The organism is Streptomyces sp. DSM 118878, from assembly GCF_052936595.1.
In genome coordinates this window covers 1,067,852-1,084,792 of record NZ_CP193622.1, presented here as the reverse complement: position 1 = coordinate 1,084,792, position 16,941 = coordinate 1,067,852, and the positions used below count along the sequence as shown (strand labels likewise).

Annotated in this window: 15 protein-coding genes and 4 pseudogenes; 9 read left to right on the top strand and 10 right to left on the bottom strand. The window is 68.9% G+C overall.

Going from position 1 to position 16,941, the window contains the following annotated elements:
• Positions 1-59: 59 nt before the first annotated feature.
• On the top strand, positions 60-422 hold the full coding sequence (gene fdxA, locus ACRAKF_RS04455) for a ferredoxin (protein WP_447035483.1): 363 nt from the start codon (positions 60-62) through the stop codon (positions 420-422).
• On the opposite strand, the gene ACRAKF_RS04450 is transcribed toward fdxA, so the two are convergent.
• From ACRAKF_RS04450 to ACRAKF_RS04440, 3 genes are all read right to left on the bottom strand, one after another.
• Entirely contained in the window at positions 365-865 is a 501-nt protein-coding gene (locus ACRAKF_RS04450; protein ID WP_447035482.1) for an Ohr family peroxiredoxin, read from the bottom strand. The genes fdxA and ACRAKF_RS04450 overlap by 58 nt on opposite strands.
• Before the next feature lie 128 nt (positions 866-993).
• Positions 994-1,890: an RNA polymerase sigma-70 factor gene (locus ACRAKF_RS04445; RefSeq protein ID WP_447035481.1), complete on the bottom strand. Its 897-nt coding sequence runs from the start codon at positions 1,888-1,890 to the stop codon at positions 994-996.
• Between the two features lie 88 nt (positions 1,891-1,978).
• Positions 1,979-2,311 carry a hypothetical protein gene (locus ACRAKF_RS04440; RefSeq protein ID WP_447035480.1) on the bottom strand — a complete coding sequence of 111 codons (333 nt, stop codon included), beginning with the start codon at positions 2,309-2,311 and terminating at the stop codon, positions 1,979-1,981.
• 174 nt (positions 2,312-2,485) lie between these two features.
• Here ACRAKF_RS04440 and ACRAKF_RS04435 point away from each other — a divergent pair, with 174 nt between their 5' ends.
• On the top strand, positions 2,486-3,253 hold the full coding sequence (locus tag ACRAKF_RS04435; RefSeq protein WP_447041808.1) for an SDR family NAD(P)-dependent oxidoreductase: 768 nt from the start codon (positions 2,486-2,488) through the stop codon (positions 3,251-3,253).
• 105 nt (positions 3,254-3,358) lie between these two features.
• Here ACRAKF_RS04435 and ACRAKF_RS04430 read toward each other — a convergent pair.
• Positions 3,359-4,330: pseudogene (locus ACRAKF_RS04430) on the bottom strand (FAD-binding oxidoreductase); the annotation flags it as partial.
• Positions 4,331-4,576: 246 nt separating this feature from the next.
• On the opposite strand from ACRAKF_RS04430, the gene ACRAKF_RS04425 reads away from it, so the two are divergent.
• On the top strand, positions 4,577-4,732 hold the full coding sequence (locus ACRAKF_RS04425; RefSeq protein WP_447035478.1) for a hypothetical protein: 156 nt from the start codon (positions 4,577-4,579) through the stop codon (positions 4,730-4,732).
• A 55-nt stretch (positions 4,733-4,787) separates the two neighbouring features.
• On the opposite strand, the pseudogene ACRAKF_RS04420 reads toward ACRAKF_RS04425, so the two are convergent.
• The 4 genes and pseudogenes from ACRAKF_RS04420 to ACRAKF_RS04405 form a co-directional block, all read right to left on the bottom strand.
• Positions 4,788-5,250: pseudogene (locus tag ACRAKF_RS04420) on the bottom strand (hypothetical protein).
• Between the two features lie 102 nt (positions 5,251-5,352).
• Positions 5,353-5,723, bottom strand: a pseudogene (locus ACRAKF_RS04415) (YceI family protein).
• Positions 5,724-5,993: 270 nt separating this feature from the next.
• Positions 5,994-6,740 (bottom strand): SDR family oxidoreductase, encoded by a 747-nt coding sequence (locus tag ACRAKF_RS04410; RefSeq protein ID WP_447035477.1) that lies wholly within the window; start codon positions 6,738-6,740, stop codon positions 5,994-5,996.
• Between the two features lie 112 nt (positions 6,741-6,852).
• Positions 6,853-8,577, bottom strand: coding sequence for an L-aspartate oxidase (locus tag ACRAKF_RS04405; RefSeq protein ID WP_447035476.1), 1,725 nt, complete (start codon positions 8,575-8,577; stop codon positions 6,853-6,855).
• 240 nt (positions 8,578-8,817) lie between these two features.
• On the opposite strand from ACRAKF_RS04405, the gene ACRAKF_RS04400 reads away from it, so the two are divergent.
• Positions 8,818-9,270: a DUF5134 domain-containing protein gene (locus ACRAKF_RS04400; RefSeq protein WP_447035475.1), complete on the top strand. Its 453-nt coding sequence runs from the start codon at positions 8,818-8,820 to the stop codon at positions 9,268-9,270.
• Between the two features lie 7 nt (positions 9,271-9,277).
• On the opposite strand, the gene ACRAKF_RS04395 is transcribed toward ACRAKF_RS04400, so the two are convergent.
• Both ACRAKF_RS04395 and ACRAKF_RS04390 read right to left on the bottom strand, forming a co-directional pair.
• On the bottom strand, positions 9,278-10,669 hold the full coding sequence (locus tag ACRAKF_RS04395) for an aldehyde dehydrogenase family protein (RefSeq protein WP_447035474.1): 1,392 nt from the start codon (positions 10,667-10,669) through the stop codon (positions 9,278-9,280).
• Entirely contained in the window at positions 10,669-11,769 is a 1,101-nt protein-coding gene (locus ACRAKF_RS04390) for a phenazine antibiotic biosynthesis protein (protein ID WP_447035473.1), read from the bottom strand. The genes ACRAKF_RS04395 and ACRAKF_RS04390 overlap by 1 nt, the downstream gene beginning before the upstream one ends.
• Positions 11,770-12,301: 532 nt before the next feature.
• Here ACRAKF_RS04390 and ACRAKF_RS04385 point away from each other — a divergent pair.
• The 5 genes and pseudogenes from ACRAKF_RS04385 (at position 12,302) to ACRAKF_RS04365 (ending at position 16,727) form a co-directional block, all read left to right on the top strand.
• Positions 12,302-12,769 (top strand): cupin domain-containing protein, encoded by a 468-nt coding sequence (locus ACRAKF_RS04385; protein ID WP_447035472.1) that lies wholly within the window; start codon positions 12,302-12,304, stop codon positions 12,767-12,769.
• Positions 12,770-12,979: 210 nt separating this feature from the next.
• Positions 12,980-13,768, top strand: coding sequence for a DUF427 domain-containing protein (locus ACRAKF_RS04380; RefSeq protein WP_447035471.1), 789 nt, complete (start codon positions 12,980-12,982; stop codon positions 13,766-13,768).
• Positions 13,769-13,856: 88 nt separating this feature from the next.
• Positions 13,857-14,807, top strand: a complete 951-nt coding sequence (locus ACRAKF_RS04375) for an alpha/beta hydrolase (protein ID WP_447035470.1) — start codon at positions 13,857-13,859, stop codon at positions 14,805-14,807.
• A 48-nt stretch (positions 14,808-14,855) separates the two neighbouring features.
• Positions 14,856-15,332, top strand: a pseudogene (locus ACRAKF_RS04370) (hypothetical protein).
• A 162-nt stretch (positions 15,333-15,494) separates the two neighbouring features.
• Entirely contained in the window at positions 15,495-16,727 is a 1,233-nt protein-coding gene (locus ACRAKF_RS04365) for a cytochrome P450 family protein (RefSeq protein WP_447035469.1), read from the top strand.
• The last annotated feature ends 214 nt before the right edge of the window (positions 16,728-16,941 follow it).

The window sequence follows — 16,941 nt, the reverse complement described above, 5'->3', positions numbered from 1 at the left end:
CCATATGGGTGAGCCGGACTCGTCACGATGGCGAGGACCGTGACGGCTAGGGGGAGAGGATGACGTACGTCATCGCCCAACCCTGTGTCGATATCAAGGACCGGGCGTGTATGGCCGAATGCCCCGTGGACTGTATCTACGAGGGCGCCCGCACCCTGTACATCAACCCATCGGAGTGCGTCGACTGCCACGCCTGCGAGCCCGCCTGCCCCGTCGAGGCCATCTTCCCCGAGAACGAGCTCCCGCCGCACTGGGCGCACTACGCGTCCGTCAACGCCGAGTACTTCGAGCCGACCGCCTCCGAACCCGGCGCCCAGAGCGGTGATCACTCCGTGATCGCAGCACTGCCTCGGCAGACCCTCCCTCAGGAGGCGGCGAGCGTGACGGTCGTCGGTGTGCCCTGCCACGCCATCCGCGCGTAGGGGCATAGGGAGTCGGCCTTCTCCATCAGGGAAGTGGCGACCTCCGCGTCGACACCGGGCCACGTCACCACTAGATCGACGCGCAGCAGATAACCCCCGTCCCCAGGGTCCCGCCCGAAGCCCACGGTCGCCGCCACCGAGATGAGGTCCGGGTCAAGGGCCTCCTGCCGCGCCACCAGGCTCAGCGCCCCGTGGAAGCACGCGGCGAAACCGGCGGCGAACAGCTGCTCGGGGTTGGTGCCCTGGCCGTCGCCGCCCAGCTCGGCGGGCATACGCAGATCGAGGTCCAGGGTGCCGTCGGCCGAGCGTGCCCGTCCAGAGGCCCGCCCGTGCGCGGCCACACCACCGTTTACGGTCACTGTCGTGGTGTAGATGGGCGAGAAGGAGTCCCCGTCGAATTCCTTCTCGGTCGACAGAGTGGGCAACTGGATCCGCTCGGTCACGGCATGACTCCGATGTTGTGAATACGCTTACGCCCGCGGACACAAGGTTTGGACTGCAGGATGACCGGCGAGTCACCTTGTCTGCGACGCCTACCCGTTGTGGACCCCGGAGAACGCTTGACAGTGGGTCAGTTGACGAGGGGTGGGGTATAGGCGGAGAGTTTGTCCGGATTCATCACCCACAGGATCCTGTCGATGCCCTCGGCGGACACATCAATGGACAGCAGGGCCACCGTGGTCCCGCCGGACGTGACGAGCACCGCCGGGCGGCCGTTCGCCTCGACCCAGCGAGTATCCGCCGACGGCCAGAATCGCGGCGCGAAGGCTGCGAGGTACCGGGACACGTGGGCCCGTCCGATGACCGGAATCCTGGACGCGCCGCGAATGCCGCCCCCGTCCGAGTAGTTGACGACGTCTGCGGTCAGTACGTCCTCCAGCACCGAGAGGTTGCCCGTCCGTGCCGCGGAGAGAAACACCTCCAGCAGGCGCCGGTGGGCCGCCGGGCTGACCCGCTCCCGGCGCTCGGCGGCGAGGTGCTTGCGTGCCCGGCTCACCAGCTGCCGGGCGTTGGCCTCGTTCGACTCCAGCATCTCGGCGATTCGCCCATAGGGGTAGTCGAAGGCCTGTCGCAGCACGTAGGCGGCGCGCTCCACGGGGTTCAGCTTCTCCAGGAGCATCAGCACCGCCAGTTCGAGGGCCTCGGCCCGCTCCGCGCCAAGCTGTGGATCCTGTCTGGTGTCGACCGGCTCCGGGAGCCACGGACCGACATAGGTCTCCCTGCGCACGCGCGCCGACTGGGCCAGGTTGATCGCCAGTCGAGTGGTCACCGTGGTGAGGAAGGCGGCCGGCTCATGAACGGTCGACCGGTCGGTGTTCTGCCACCGCAGCCAGGTCTCCTGCACCACGTCCTCCGCCTCCGCGGCGCTGCCCAGCATGCGATACGCGATGCCGAAGAGCTGCGGACGTGCGGAGATGAAATCCTTCGTCGCTTGAGCGAGGGTGTCGCGAGGGGCACCGGCATGCATGGAACGGTCCCTTCTGACCGGGTCACCGGCCATGCTACAAGTGGCACACCGATTCATCTTCGGTGGACGCATCGTGGTACGCACGATGTCACAGGGAGGACGGCTCTCCGTGTGCCGCGAACCAGGGCGTCGGCGTGGCACAGCCCACATGCGCGGGGTCGGACAGCAGCGCCCGGCTGCCGGGCACCACGCGATGGTGTGAAGCGGCGGCGATCTTCTGGCGAGTTCCTCCTGTACCGCCTCCGCTACCGCCTTCCCGTGGGAGATACGCCATCCGCACCCGGTCGGCCCCGACGAGGGAGACGACCACGTGGTGCTGGGCTCGATCGGTCGCCACGGACCGCAACAGGTTGCCGGTCGTGGTGCCGTAGAGCTCCGTTCTCACCGCCTCCACACGAGTCGGCGCGTCCGTGACGTCCACGATCTCAGGGGCGTCTCCTCCGCCGTGGGCCGGTACCGGGAGGCGGTACCGCACGCACGACAGGCGGCGCCTCGGGCCTGTGACATCGGGCCTGTCACAAGCGGCTCTGCCACCCGGTCAAAAGGGCGTCACCACATGTTCTGTTCACTACGATCGCCAAACGAAGGGTTTCACGTGACTGCCACCACCATCGATCGGGGATTCTCCGGTCACGTCGCCATTGTCACCGGCGCGGGCTCCGGCATCGGCCGGGCCACAGCCTTGGCCTTCGCCGAGGCCGGCGCGTACGTACTCGGAGTCGGCCGCCGTGCGGAACCGCTGAAAGAGACCGCTGCGGCCCACGACAACATCGCCGACCTGGCCGTCGACGTCTGCGCCGACGGAGCACCCGCCGAGATTGTCTCGCACGCCGTGCGAGAGTGGGGACGTCTCGACTACTTGATCAACAACGCAGGTGCCACCGCGGTCATGCCGCTGGCGGAGACCGAGAAGCAGGTCATTCTCGACCTCCTGGCGCTCAATGTCGTCGCTCCGAGCCTGCTGGCCCACGAAGCCCTGCCGCACCTGCGCCAGACCTCGGGCACGATCATCAATCTCTCCAGCACCTACGGCCATCGCCCGATGGCCGGTGGAGCCCACTACTCGGCAACCAAGGCAGCCATCGAACAGATGACGCGTAGCTGGGCCCTCGAGCTTGCCGGTGAGGGGGTCCGCGTCAACTCGGTCGCCCCCGGCCCCACGAGCACGGACGTCATGCTCCACGCCGGTCTCACTCCGGAGGCGGCCAACGACATGTACGCCTACGAGCGCGAGCGCATTCCCACGCACCACATCGCCTCCGCCGACGAGATGGCGCACTGGATCCTGCGCCTGGCCGAACCCGCCGGACGTCACGCGACTGGCCAGGTGATCACCGTCGACGGCGGACTGGAACTCATCTGACGCCCTCACCGGTGCTCCCCGCGGCACCCTCGCTCTGTCGGCACACTGCCGTCTCGCCTGCCTCGATCGCTTCGAGGCACGGACCGGCCGCACGGTTCCCTTGTCGCCGGCTGGCCGACCGGCGGCGTCCGGGTGGTCGGTGTCCTCGTACCACACGTGCAGCGAGGCGTTGGGGAGCCGTTCGACGAGCTCGGAGAGTTCGAGCCGGTGGGCGTGGTGAACGGGCGAGCGGTCGGCGTGGACGACGGTCACGGGACGGCCCGGCGACACGGTGGCCAGGTGCTCCAGCATGGCCAGTATCGGTGTGACATCGATGCCCGCCGAGGCGAGCAGGAGCGGGTTGTCGCCCTCGGGGAGCAGTAGATCGCCGAAGGAAGGGCAGGGAGACCTTCACGGTATCGCCGGGACGGGCGTACGCGTGCAGCCATGAGGAGACCTCGCCCTCGGGCACACGGCCGTCGGCGGAGCGCTCCCGTTTGACGGTGATGCGCCAGGTCTTGCGGCCGGGAGCCGTGGAGAGACTGTACTGCCGTATCTGGTGCGCCCCGTCGGAGAGCTGGGCCTCAACGCTGACGTACTGGCCGGGGACGAACGCTTCGGTGGGCGACCCGTCGGGGTGCCCCAGGACGAAGGAGACGGCGTCCGGGCTCTCTTCATGGCGTTCGGTGATCTCCATGGTCCGCCAGACGGCGCCGTCCTCGACCCGGGCCTCGGTGTACAGACGGGCCTCCATGGCGATGAGGGCGTTTGCCATGAGCCAGTAGACCTCGTCCCAGGCGGCCGCTACCGCCGGGGTCACCGCGTCACCGAGAACCTCCGAGACGGCTCCGAGGAGGTGACGGGCTACCAGCGTGTACTGATCCGCGGTGATGCCCAGCGAAGCGTGCTTGTTCGCGATGCGGCCCAGCACCGCGTCGGGGCGCCGCTGGCCTGGTTCGCACGGTCGAACAGGCCCCGCAGCAGTTCGGGACGTTCCTCGAACGTGTGGCGGTAGAACAGCTCGGTGATGGTGCCGAGGGAGGCTCCTGCAACGGGGAGCGTGGCGCGGACGACCTGCGCCGAATGACTGGAGAGCATGCTGAACTCCATGTCGGATGCGTATTTTTCGATGCGGTGCGGATGCGCCTGCCGTGCACGTGTCCGATCGATTGACCGGACAGAGGTACGAGTTGTGACACCAAGTCAGGCTCGGTCGACTACGGGAACTACCGGCCCAGGGCACCGCGAGCCGCCGTCCGAGGCCTCTTCCGTTTCGGTTCCACCAAGGAGGAGTACGTCGACTGGCTCATCCAGCGGCAGGACCCGGCCGGGGCCGAGCGCTTCATGAGTGAACTGCGGGCCGGGCCCTTCGCCGAGGACCTGGCGGCCGGCTTCGACGTGCCCATCGACCTGGCCCGGGAGATGGCGGGCCGCGTCGACGAGCCGATGCGGCCCGCGGAGTTGGCCAAGATCCTGCGAAGGCACTGGAGCACGCGGTAAGTCCTGAGCCGACGGGCGGCGGGCGTCCCGACGGGAACACCCGCCGCCCGCAGGATCAGGACCTGACCGCGCGGTACAGACCGCGGTCGGCGCGGCGGACGCGGGAGCTGCCGACCAGACGGTCGAGTGTGCTCCGGACGGCGTTGATGCTGCCGCTGTCGGTGTCACGGCCGAGAGCGGAGGCGACATCACGGGCACGTACGGCGACGTCACCGGCTTCGGCGAAGTACGCCAGGATCTGCTCGGTGAGCTTGCCGTACGTTTTCCCGCCGTCGGTACCGCTGTCACTGTTGCCGACGGCACGGGCGCGGCTGGCCGTTCTCCGGTCCACGTCAGCCTCCTCGGCCGTCTCCACCGTTGCCGCCGGTGCCGGCTCGCTGTACGGAGTCGAGGTGGGCGGTGACCGCGGCCAGTTCCCTCTCCAGCGCCTGCTTCCGCATCTCCAGCCGGGCCAGGTCCTCCTGAAGGCCCTCGGCGGTGATCTCGATGTTGCGAGCCGTGGGAGTCACGGAGACCATGTGTTCCTCTCGTTGTGTTGATCCTGCTCTCACGGCCCCCGCGCATAACTGTGGGACCGGGCCCGTTCGCGATGTCACACCCGAGCCGGTCGTCCGGTCTCCTCAAGTGAATGGCAAACAGTGTGTATCGCCCCCGCAGGAGGTGTTCGCCGCGCGAACCGCGTCCTCGCCGGCTCCGCCGAAGATTATCCGCAGGTCCAGGGGCAGCTCGATGTCCTTGGTGCGCAGAGCATCCTTGAGTTGGAACCCGTCGTCGCCGAGCGGGACGACACGCGTGGAGCGGAAGCTCATCAGAGGAAACGTTGCCGCGTCGAAGAAGTCGGGGCCCCTCAGGTGGGCGTCGCGCTCCCCGCCCCCGTGTCCATGCTGTCGGTCTGGACACTCACGTACGCCTTCGAACGCGACGGGTCGGACCCGTCGAGTAGAAGCCGGCCTTCGAAACGGTCGAATCTGCCCCGCACGTTGGAGATCATGGCGTGCCGGGCGGAGAAGCCGATCGTGCTGTGGGCCGGGTCGGCGGTGTAGGCACCAGTCACTCCCGCGTAGGAATCGGAGCGGGTGGGAACGGCCTGGTCGTGCTGGGTGGACATGGTGAGTGGCTCCTTCACGATCGCTGCTTGACGGTGACCGGGTGGGTCGGCGTCTCGGCCGTCGCCGTGCCCGGGTGAAAAAAAGGGGCCTGTCGTGCCGCAGCAGTGCGGACGACAGGCCCCACGCGCAGGTGGCGGACGCCACCCGGCGGCTCAGTGCTGCTGCGCGAGCCAGGCGCTGAACCGGGTCTCCGCGATGCGCGCGTCCGCACCGGGCAGCAGTGTCTCCTCCCGCAGCTCCGCACCGAAGTACGGGGCGTGCGCGTCGGTCACGACCGTGCGTGGGTCGTTCTTGGCAGCCAGGCCCTTGCGGATCAGTTCGTCGAGCTGGAACACGTCAGGACCGGCGACCTCCACCACCCCGTTGACGGGCGTGCCGACGGCGGTGCGGCCGACGGCGGCAGCTACGTCGTCGGAGTAGATGGGCTGGATCTTCACGGGGGCCAGGCGGACGGTGTCACCGTCGGTCGCAGACTCGGCGATGCCCTTCATGAACTCGAAGAACTGCGTGGCGTGGACGATGGAGTACGGGATGCCCGAGTCCTTGATCAGGCCCTCCTGCGCCTGCTTGGCGCGGAAATAGCCACTCTCCTGGAGCCGTTCCGTGCCGACCACGGAAAGAGCCACATGGTGGGTCACACCGGCGTTGGCCTCCGCCTTGAGGAGGTTGGTGGTCGAGGTGCGGAAGAACTCCATCACGGCGTCGTCCGCGAAGGAGGGCGAGTTCGAGACGTCGATCACGACCGAGGCACCGGTCAGCACCTCGGCCAGGCCCTCGCCCGTGAGGGTGTTGACGCCGGTGTTGGGAGCGGCCGGCACTGCCTCGTGACCATGCTCATTGAGCTTGGCGACCAGCTTCGAGCCGATGAGTCCGGTGCCGCCGATCACTACGACCTTCATGATGGGAACCTTTCGTATATGTGTTGATGTCGTGATGTTGTCCGCAAGAGGAAAGACCGGGTGGGCACGGGTTCTGTGACAGGACCATCGTGTGCCCTTGGTCCCCGCCGGTCTATTCGACGAGCTTTCCCTCGGTGGAGACCTCGGCCATGAGGGACGCGATCTCCTGGGGGACGGGGGGAATGTCCTCATGGGTGATTCCGGTCGTCGGGGACCAGACGAGATTGACGCGGAAGGCAGGGTCAATGTCGGGGAAGTCACTACGGTTGTGACAACCGCGAGTCTCCCGGCGTTCCAGGGCCGCTTCCAGGGTGGCCCTGGCCGCCAAGGCAGCCGACTTGAGGTCGAAGGCGTGGGCGAGATCCTGGAAACCGGCGATGTCGGGATGGATGCCGACGTTCTCCATGCGCTTCTCGATGACGTCCAGCTCCGCCAGACCGGCGCGCAGGCCCTGTTCGTCACGGACGACGCCGGCGTGTTCGGTCATGGTGTTGCGAATGGCGCGCTGCAGGGCCCGGACGTTCTCGGGACCGTCGGCGGCGAGCAGTTCGTCGACCTCGGCGCGGGCCTCGGCCACGGCGGACGCGCTGCGGGGCTGTGAGGTGAGCTCGTCCGAGTAGGCGGCGGCAGCCTGGCCGGTGATACGGCCGTAGACGAGGAGTTCGATGAGGCTGTTGCCGCCGAGACGGTTGGCACCGTGCAAGCCGCTTGAGGCCTCGCCGATGGCGTACAGGCCGCGTACGTCGGTGCTGTGGTCCTCGGGGCGCACCCAGACACCGCCCATCGAGTAGTGCGCCGTGGGGGCGACCTCGATGGGGTCGCGGGTGATGTCGAGCATTTGAAGTTCGAGGAGCGTCTGGTAGACCCGAGGGAGCCGCTCCATGATTGTCCGGCGCGGGAGGTGGGAGACGTCGAGCCAGACGCCACCGTTCGGAGTGCCACGGCCCTCCTTGATCTCGGTGTAGGAGGCGAGCGCCACACGGTCGCGCGTGGACAGTTCCATGCGCTCGCCGTCGTAGCGGTTCATGTACCGCTCGCCGAGAGCGTTGTGCAGGAGGCCGCCCTCGCCGCGGGCCGCCTCGCTGACCAGGGTCCCCGCAGCGTTCTCCGGCTCGATGATGCCGGAGGGGTGGAACTGGACCAGTTCCGGGTCGCGCAGGCGGGCCCCGGCCTCGACCGCCAGACGGAAGGAGTCGCCGGTGTTCTCGTCCCGCCGCGAGGAGGTGCGCCGCCAGATGCGGGTGTGTCCGCCGGCCGCGAGGATGACGGCGTCCGCGTGGACGAGGTAGCGGGTGCCGTTGCTGGGGTCGAAGCCGTAGGCGCCGAAGACGGCGCCGTCGTGCACCAGGAGACGGGTGATGTAGACGCTGTCGAGCACAGGGATGTCCAGTTGGCCTGCCCGCCGGATCAGGGTGCGCTGGATCTCCAGGCCGGTATAGTCACCGGCGAAGGCGGTACGGCGGAACGTGTGGGCGCCGAAGAAGCGCTGGGAGATCCGGCCGTCCCCCTCACGTGCGAAGGCCATGCCGTAGCGCTCCAGGTCGTCGATGCCCAGAGCGGCGCCCTGGGTGACGATCTCGGCCGTACGGGGGTCACCGAGCAGGTAACTCTCCTTGAGGGTGTCCGCCGCGTGCTGCTGCCAGCTGTCCTCGGAATCCATCGTGGCCAGGGCCGCGTTGATCCCGCCGGCGGCCAGGGAGGTGTGGGTGTCCTCCTTGGGGCGCTTGCCGACGGTGATGACGTCGACACCGGCCTCGGCCAGCTCGATCGACGCGCGCAGACCGGCCCCGCCGGTGCCGATCACCAGCACGGTGGTGGCGAGTCGCTGTTCGGGCATGGTCACGATTGCTTCCGTCGCTCTGGGTGGGTCACTGACTAGTGACAGGGGCGGACGAAAGTTTGTGACACCGTGGTCCTCGTCCCGATGTCGTGCGGTGTCACGGATCGACGGCGCACCTGGTCAGGACTGACGTGAGTACTCCCGTCGATCTCGTGCACGTCATGCTGACCGTGCTCTTCACCGTCGTAGCGGTGCACGCGCTGCGGCAGGGTGTGCGGTCCTGGAGGGCGGGACGCCGTGACGGGGGGGGACCACTTCCTGCACGGTGTCATGGCCGTGGCCATGACGGCGATGCCTTGGAGCCTCGGCCACGCGCTGTCCGGCCGGACAGCGACGGTCCTCTGTGCGGGCGCCGCTCTGTGGTTCCCGCTTTCCGCCCTCCACCGCCGTACGTCGGGCGTCGTGGCGGTGATCGCCGCCCGGCTGCCGCCCGCGGCCGGCATGGTGGCGATGGCCTGGATGCTGCGCACACCCCACGGCCGGACCGACCCGACGCCCGCCACCGTGGTCACCGTGCTGCTGACGGTGTACCTCCTGGCCTGCGCCGCACGTTCCCTGACCTGCTGCATGCCGCCGGTGAAGTCCGCCACGGTCACCGCGCACCGCGCCGCCGCGACGGATCCGTACGGTCACGTGCGCGACGGGGCGATGGCGCTGGGCACGGCCGTGATGCTGATCATGCCGCACTGAGGGTGTGTCACAGGGGACCGGCGAGGGCCTTGCCGCGCATCAGGAAGTCCGACAGGTAACCGTCGTGGGGCACTCCTGGAGCCATCCAGTGGGTCGGGGTGTCACCGACGTAGACATTGGCGATGGTGGGCTCCGCCAACAGCGCGTCGATCAGGGCGCGGTCGCGGGTGAGCGCCGAGAGCACGAGCGTGTCCCGCAGGGCGGTGGTACCGTCCGCACGGGTCCAGGGCGCCACCCACACGTTAGGGAAAGGGAGCTCGACCCGTAGCTGCGCCGCCCCCGCGGCGCCGACCTGGTGGACGGCGGGACGCAGGGCGGCACTTCCGTCACCGAGATCGTCGACGACATCGTCCGCGCCGAGCCAGGGCCGCGTCCCCGCCGCCACCGATGCCAGGTGGGCGGCGAGGGCCCGGGCCCGGTCCAGCGGGCATACCGGGAGCACCGCCCGCGCGTCCTGGGGCGGCAGACCGGGCAGTCGGGAAAGCCGCTCCGCGAGGGCCTCGGCGAGTGGCGCCGGATCACCCTCGACGTAGACGGCGGTGGCGTTGACGCACGCCGTCCCACCCTCGTCGGCGACCGAGCCGACGATCGTGTCCAGGTGCTCCCGCCAGTCGGTGTCCGCGGTGACGAGGATCTTGCTCCGGCCAGGTCCCTGCGGCAGCACCCGGGGGTCGCCGGCGTACCGGGCGACCACCTCGTCGCCGCCGTACACCACCGTACGGTCGGCTCCGCGGATCAGTGTGTCGGCGGTCCGGTGGTCCGTGGGCAGCAGCACCAGCTGGTCCTGCCGGACGCCCACCTGGTGCAGCGCCGCGACCAGGCGGTGTGGAGTGAACGGCTCCCGCCGCGACGGACGCACAGCGACGCGGTATCCCAGGGCCAGAGCCTCCAGCCACAGCCGGTGCAGTCCCGGATGGTTGCCGGAAGCGTGCACGGCGAACACCTCACCCCGCCGAGCCCAAACGGCATGCCCCGCCCCCAGGACCGGATCCCGGCGCTCGGACACTGTCCCGCGCGGTCTGCCCTGCTCGGCCGAGTGGCGGGCCAGAGCGACGAAGCGAGCCGTGCCCCGTGTCGCTGCGCGCACCACCTGCGACGGAGTGCCGGAGACGCGGCTGACGAGGTGTTCGTACTCGCGTACGCCCAGTCCACCGACGGTGCCGGTGACGAATTCTTCGCCGGCCGCCCCGAGCAGCGCGTCCACGTCGGCCGTCGGCACGGGGCCGGCCTTGCGCAGCGCGGACAGCGCCCGGTCGACGTACACCGGCGGCACCAGGCTCAGCCGTGCCACCTCTGCACCCGACACATCCGTCACCGCATTCGGCACCCGCGTCCGGTACGGCCCCCGGGGGCCCAGCGCGTCCAGGTGGACCGGCCCGGTGATCTCTTGGGTCGCCATCAGTACACGCCCTCGATCACCGTTTCGCCCCGCACCGTCGGCACCGGCGCCACGTCTGCGACGGCGTCGCCCGTCCGACCGCCGGCCGGACGGACACGCACGGCCGTGTCGCGTTCGGCGTTGTGGGGGATGAGCATCGACTTGCTGACGTGGCTGACGATCACCTGGCCCCGTTCACCGACCCCGACCCGTTCCCCGGTGCCGGGGTCGACGACAGACAGGAACACGTACGGCGACACCGGGTCGAACACGCAGGGTTGCGAGGCATTGCCACCGGCCCGTTCGAGCAGTGCGGTGAGCATCATGGTGTTGCCGTACATGCCGATGAGCGGGACCTCGGGGAAGACCTCGGTGGCCAGCAGGTGGCGGGTGTCGGGGTCCATGTGGGTGCCGCCCCAGAGGATCGCCCGGACGGAGCCGTTGATCTGCTCCAGGAGGTCGTCCTCGCGGGCGAGGCGTTCCAGCAACGGGGTGGTGGCGGCGAGCACCTCGATGCCCTGGGTCAGCAGGATCCGCCGGCACTGTTCGATGAGGTGGTCGGTGTAGGACTCGACCTCGTCGCCCCTGCCAGCCACGACCAGCTTCCGCACCCAGCGGGGGTCCATGTCGACGCTGAGTGCCGGGCCACCGAGGGAGGCCGCCGCTCGTTGCAGTACGTCTCCCACCAGGTGCGGACCGGTGGGCGCTACAGTCAGCCACTGGGCACCGACGGGCAGGCCGTGCTCCCGCAGCCGCCTGTCGACCTGCTCCGTGCTGTGCCGCACCCAGTCGTCGAGCTGGACGACCCGCTTGGGCGCCCCGGTTGTTCCGCCGCTGTCGAAGACATTGACCAGCCGGACGTCGCTTCCGTAACCCCGGGGGACCAGGTCCACCACCGGGACGTCGCGCAGCTCGTCGGTCAGGTCGGGGAAGAGCGCGAGGTCGTCCACGCCCTTGACGTCGTGCCGCGGACAGAATCCGAGCCTGCCTGCCCGGTCGAGCCAGTAGCGGGAGCCGGTCGACGGATTGAAATGCCAGCGCATGGCCGCGCGTACGAACTCGTCCGGGTCGACGTCGTCGGACGGCCCGGCGTTCAGAACGGTAGGGGACTCGTACCTCATGAAGGGTTCTCTCTCGGGCGTAGAAGATCAGGGGAGCAGGGAGGGGCCGGTCACCGGCCGAACAGCTTGATGGCTACGGCGGGTCGCCCGCCGAACCGTGGGCCAGGGCTGCGGTCCTCGCCGGGTAAGTCCGGAGACAAACCAGCAGCTGCCTGCGCCCCGCACGGCACGGCCCAAGGCCACGTGGCCCAGTGTGTTCCACGCGCCACGTCCCCAGGTGTCACGGTGGTTGAGGGCCATCACCCGCTCCAGGACCCGTTGCCAGTCGTTCGGCGTCGGACGCAGGGGTGCGAGGGTGCGGTCGGTCATGACCATGTGACCGGGCGACGCCATTCGTTGTGACACGGGTTGCCGGCTGCCGGTGGCTGAACCGCGCGCATGGTCAGTGGTTGAACGTCAAGGTCGGCGCCTGTCACAGATCCGGCGTCCACTCGGTCAGGAAGGTGGAACGGTCCCCGCGACCGGAACGACCCCGCAAAAGGCGGCCGGGCGGTTGCCCGGACAACGGTGTCATCACGGAAGGTGCGACTCAGTGTCGGAAAACTCAGAGCATGCCCACCACGGCCACCACGGGCACGGTCACGGAACCGGCGGCGAGGACGGCCCCAGCTGGACCCGGGCGGCGAAGCTGCTCCAGGATGCCGCGCCGATCACCGTTCCCGAAGGTGCCTCGGCGATGACCGTCCACGTCCGGTGGGAGCCCGGCGACCCGGGCACCCCGCCGCACCGCCACTCCGGCCCGGCCTTCGGCTACGTCATCAAGGGCGCCGTCCGCTTCGAGTTGGAGGGTGAGCCCGAGCGCATCATTGAGCCCGGCGGCACCTTTTGGGAGCCGGGCGGTGACGTCATCCACTACCAGGACGGCAACGCCCTGGCCGACGAGGCGACCGAGTTCATCGTCACCATGATGTGCGCCCCCGGCAGGCCCATGCTCGAACTGGTCGACGAGGCGGAGCTCAAGGAGCGCGCCCACCTGCGTGCCCCGCGGCCCGCTGCCTGACCCCCGGAAAACAGTGGGTCCCCGTGCCACGGGCATGGGGACCCACTGCCATCGGTTCCCGGGCGGCCGACACACCGTGTGAAACACTCTGTGTCCGCGCTCCGTCCGAGGACCGCCGTCGACAGCATCGAGCGAGCAAGCGCGGCCGTCCCGGAACCACAGCGACCGGACAACGGTGAGCGCACCGTCAGCGGATTCAAGGTGATCACCGTGGCAGCAGAAAGTGTCCTGTACCCGAGCCTCATCGTTCCGATCGGACACGTTGAACCCGTGCCCCGCCGCATCCGGGGAATGATCGGCGGCCGGGTTGTCTTCGACACCCGCAGCGCGTTGTACGTGTGGGAGTGGCAGGCCTACCCCCAGTTCAGCATTCCGGTGGAGGACTTGGTGGACGGCGTGCTCCACGACGACAAGCACACGGAGCAACTCGGTGCGGGCTCCGCGCACCGTCACACCCTCCAGGTCGGCCCGGAGACCCGTGCGGGGGCGGCGTGGGTCTGGGGAGAAGGTGCTCCAGGCGCCCTGCACGACACCGTGCGTTTCGAGTGGGAGGCGCTCGACTCCTGGTTCGAGGAGGACGAACTGGTCTTCGTCCACCCCCGCAGCCCGTACTCGCGCGTTGACGCCCTGCGGTCCAGCAGCAACGTCCGCGTGGAGCTGGACGGTGTCGTGCTGGCCGATGCCCGTGGGTGCGTGAAGCTGTTCGAGACGGGTATGCCGACCCGCTACTACCTCGACCACACGACTATCGCCTGGTCCCGGCTGCGGCACTCGGACGCGGTGACCCGATGCCCCTACAAGGGGACGACGAGCGGCTACTGGTCCTTCGACAGCGGTGCCGCCTTTCACGAGGACATCGCGTGGACGTTCGACTTCCCGACCATCCACGCCAACCGCATCGCCGGGCTGACGGCGTTCGACAACGAGCACGTCGACCTGTACATCGATGACTTCCTGCTGCCCCAGCCCGCCGACGCCACTCAGGCGACCGCCGGCTGACGGCAGCCGCCGCGTCACACATCGGCTTCCGGCCCGGTCTCATGTGGTGGAAAGTCTTCCGAAACCCACCATTCCTAAGGAGCAGATCGTGAGTGACATTACTCTGGAGCCCGCCGCGCAGGACTTCGCCGACGCAACCGCCAAGCCGCCACTGCTGTACGAACTCGGTGTCGAGGGAGCCCGCAAACTGCTCGACGACGTGCAGTCCGGGCCGGCCGGCACGCTCGACGTGGACGAGAAGTGGATCACCGTGCCGGCCGATGCCGGCGACGTACGGGTCCGCATCGTCAAGCCCGTCGGCAGCACCGGTGTCCTGCCCGTGATCCTGTACGTGCACGGCGGCGGATGGATCCTCGGCAACGCAGGCACCCACGACCGTCTGGTGCGTGAACTGGCAGTCGGAGCCCGGACGGCCTTGGTCTTCGTCGAGTACGCCCGCTCTCCTGAGGCGAAGTACCCCGTTGCCATCGAGCAGGCGTACGCGACCGCCCGATGGGTCACCACCGCGGGGGGCGAAGAGGGCCTGGACGGCTCCCGCATGGTCGTCGCCGGTGACTCCGTCGGCGGCAACATGAGCGCCGCCCTCACCCACCTGGCCAAACGACGCGGAGACGTGACCTTCCTGCACCAGTCGCTGTACTACCCGGTCACCGACGCCGGCCAGGACACCGAGAGCTACCGGGCCTTCGCCGACGGACCGCACCTGACGGCGAAGGCCATGGAGTGGTTCTGGGACGCCTACACCACCGACCCCACCGAACGCGCAGAGATCACCGTGTCCCCGCTGCGTGCCACGATGGAGGACCTCCGCGGACTGCCGCCGGCGTTCGTCGTCGTCGACGAGAACGACGTACTGCGCGACGAGGGCGAGGCCTATGCCCGCAAGCTGATCGCGGCCGGCGTGCCGACCACGAGCGTCCGTTACAACGCCACCCTGCACGACTTCATGATGCTGAACCCGGTTCGTGGAACCCAGGCCTCCTGCACGGCGATCGAGCAGGCCGTCCACGTTCTCCGCAAGGCGCTGGGCACCGACTGAACGCCCCGCGCACCCCGGCGGCATGAACCACTGCGAAAGACCATTTCCATGAGTATGCGGAAGCCGGCCGTCGTCCTCGTCCACGGCGCGTTCGCCGACTCCTCCAGATGGAACGGCGTCGTTGACACGCTCCAGTCCCACGGCTACCCGGTGATGGCCGCGAGCAACCCGCTGCGCGGGCCGGCCGCCGACAGCGACTACGTCGGACAACAGCACCCTCGGAAAGACGCTGCGCCCGGTGCCGGTCACCCTGCCTGACGGCAGCCAGGTCACCGATCTCTACATCGAGAAGAGCAAGTTCCACCTGCAATTTGCCGCCGATGTCCCCGAAGGGACCGCGGCGGTCATGGCCGCCACCCAGCGTCCCGTGACCGACGCCGCGCTGGCGGAGGGGGCCGCCGCCCCGGCATGGAAGAACATTCCGTCCTGGGTCCTCGTGGCCACCGAGGACCGGAACATCCCCCCTCGGGGCGCCCAGCCGAGGTCGCCCGCCTGATCGACGAGGCGGCACAGGCCACCGGCTGAGCAACCGGACCGCAGGATCCACGGAGGAACGAACACCGGTCCACCGACTCTGGAGCGCACCATGAACACGGACGATCTGGCCGAGCCCCGAGAGGCCTGCGCTTCTCCCCGCACCCTGAGACCCCTCCCTCCTGTCCACGAGCGCCGTTGAAGGAGCCCACCGTGACCGAACAGCCGACCCTCGTTCTGGATCCCGAAGCATCCGACCACCACGCCGAGCACAAGGCCCTGCGCAGCCGCGGCCCGGCCACTCGAGTGGACATCCTCGGCCTGACCGTATGGTCGGTCACCGACCCCGCCCTCCTCAAACAGCTGCTCACCAGCCCGCAGGTCTCCAAGGACGGTCGTGCCCACTGGCCGGCCTTCACCGACACCGTGTCCACGTGGCCGCTGGCCCTGTGGATCGCCGTCGAGAGCATGTTCACCGCCTACGGCGGGGACCACCGCAGAATGCGCCGAATGGTCGCGCCGGCCCTCAGCGCCCGTCGTATCCAGGACATGCGCCCGGTCGTCGAGGCCCTCGTCACCGCACTCCTCGACGACCTCGCGTCCCGGCCGTCCGGGGAGCCCGTGGACCTGCGCGAACATTTCGCCTACCCCCTTCCGATCGCGGTGATCGGCCGGCTCATGGGCGTCCCCGAGAGCCGGATCCAAAGCTTTCGCACCGTGGTCGACGGCGTCTTCGACACCACCCTCACCGCCGAGCAGGCCGCCACGAACACCGCCTCCCTGTACAAGGCCCTCGACGAGCTCATCGCCGCCAAACGCGCCGCACCCGCCGACGACATGACCTCACTCCTGATCGCCGCTCGCGACGACGAAGGCGACGGTGGCGGCTTCACCGACAGCGAGCTGCGCGACACGCTCCTCCTGATGATCAGTGCCGGCTACGAGACCACCGTCAACGTCATCGACCAAGCGGTCACCGCCCTGCTGACCGACCCCGAACAGCTCCGCCACCTCCGCGCAGGCCGGGCCGAATGGAGCGACGTCGTCGAGGAGACCCTCCGGCACGAACCCGCGATCAAGCACCTGCCCCTGCGCTACGCCCTCACCGACGTCCCCCTGCCCGACGGCCAGATGATCAGCCGGGGCGAGGCGATTCTCGCCTCCTACGGCGCGGCCAACCGCCACCCGGACTGGCACGGCCCGGCCGCCGACCGCTTCGACGTCACCCGCCCCACGAAGGATCACCTCGCCTTCGGCCACGGCGTCCACTTCTGCCTCGGTGCACCCCTGGCGCGCCTTGAAGTCGCCACCGCCCTGCATCTGCTCTTCGAACGGTTTCCTCACATTGAACTCGCGGTCCCAGCAGCGGAGTTGAAGCCGCTGCCCACCTTGATCAGCAACGGACACCAGACCCTGCCCGTGCATCTACGGCCCAATACTCGCTGAGTACGCGTATGCGGGATGGCGGAAGAGCCCCGTTCAAAAACAATCTGGCGCCTGCGACATTCGATGGACGTACTACGAGCTCGTAACAGGATTCTGGTTGCGTGGAACACCGAGCGTCATCATCGCGGTGATCTTCTTGGGCACTGTGGCCGTCACAACGTCGGGCGCCTGAGCCGGAGAGGGGACACCAACGTTCCGGGCGGTCTGGCGCGGC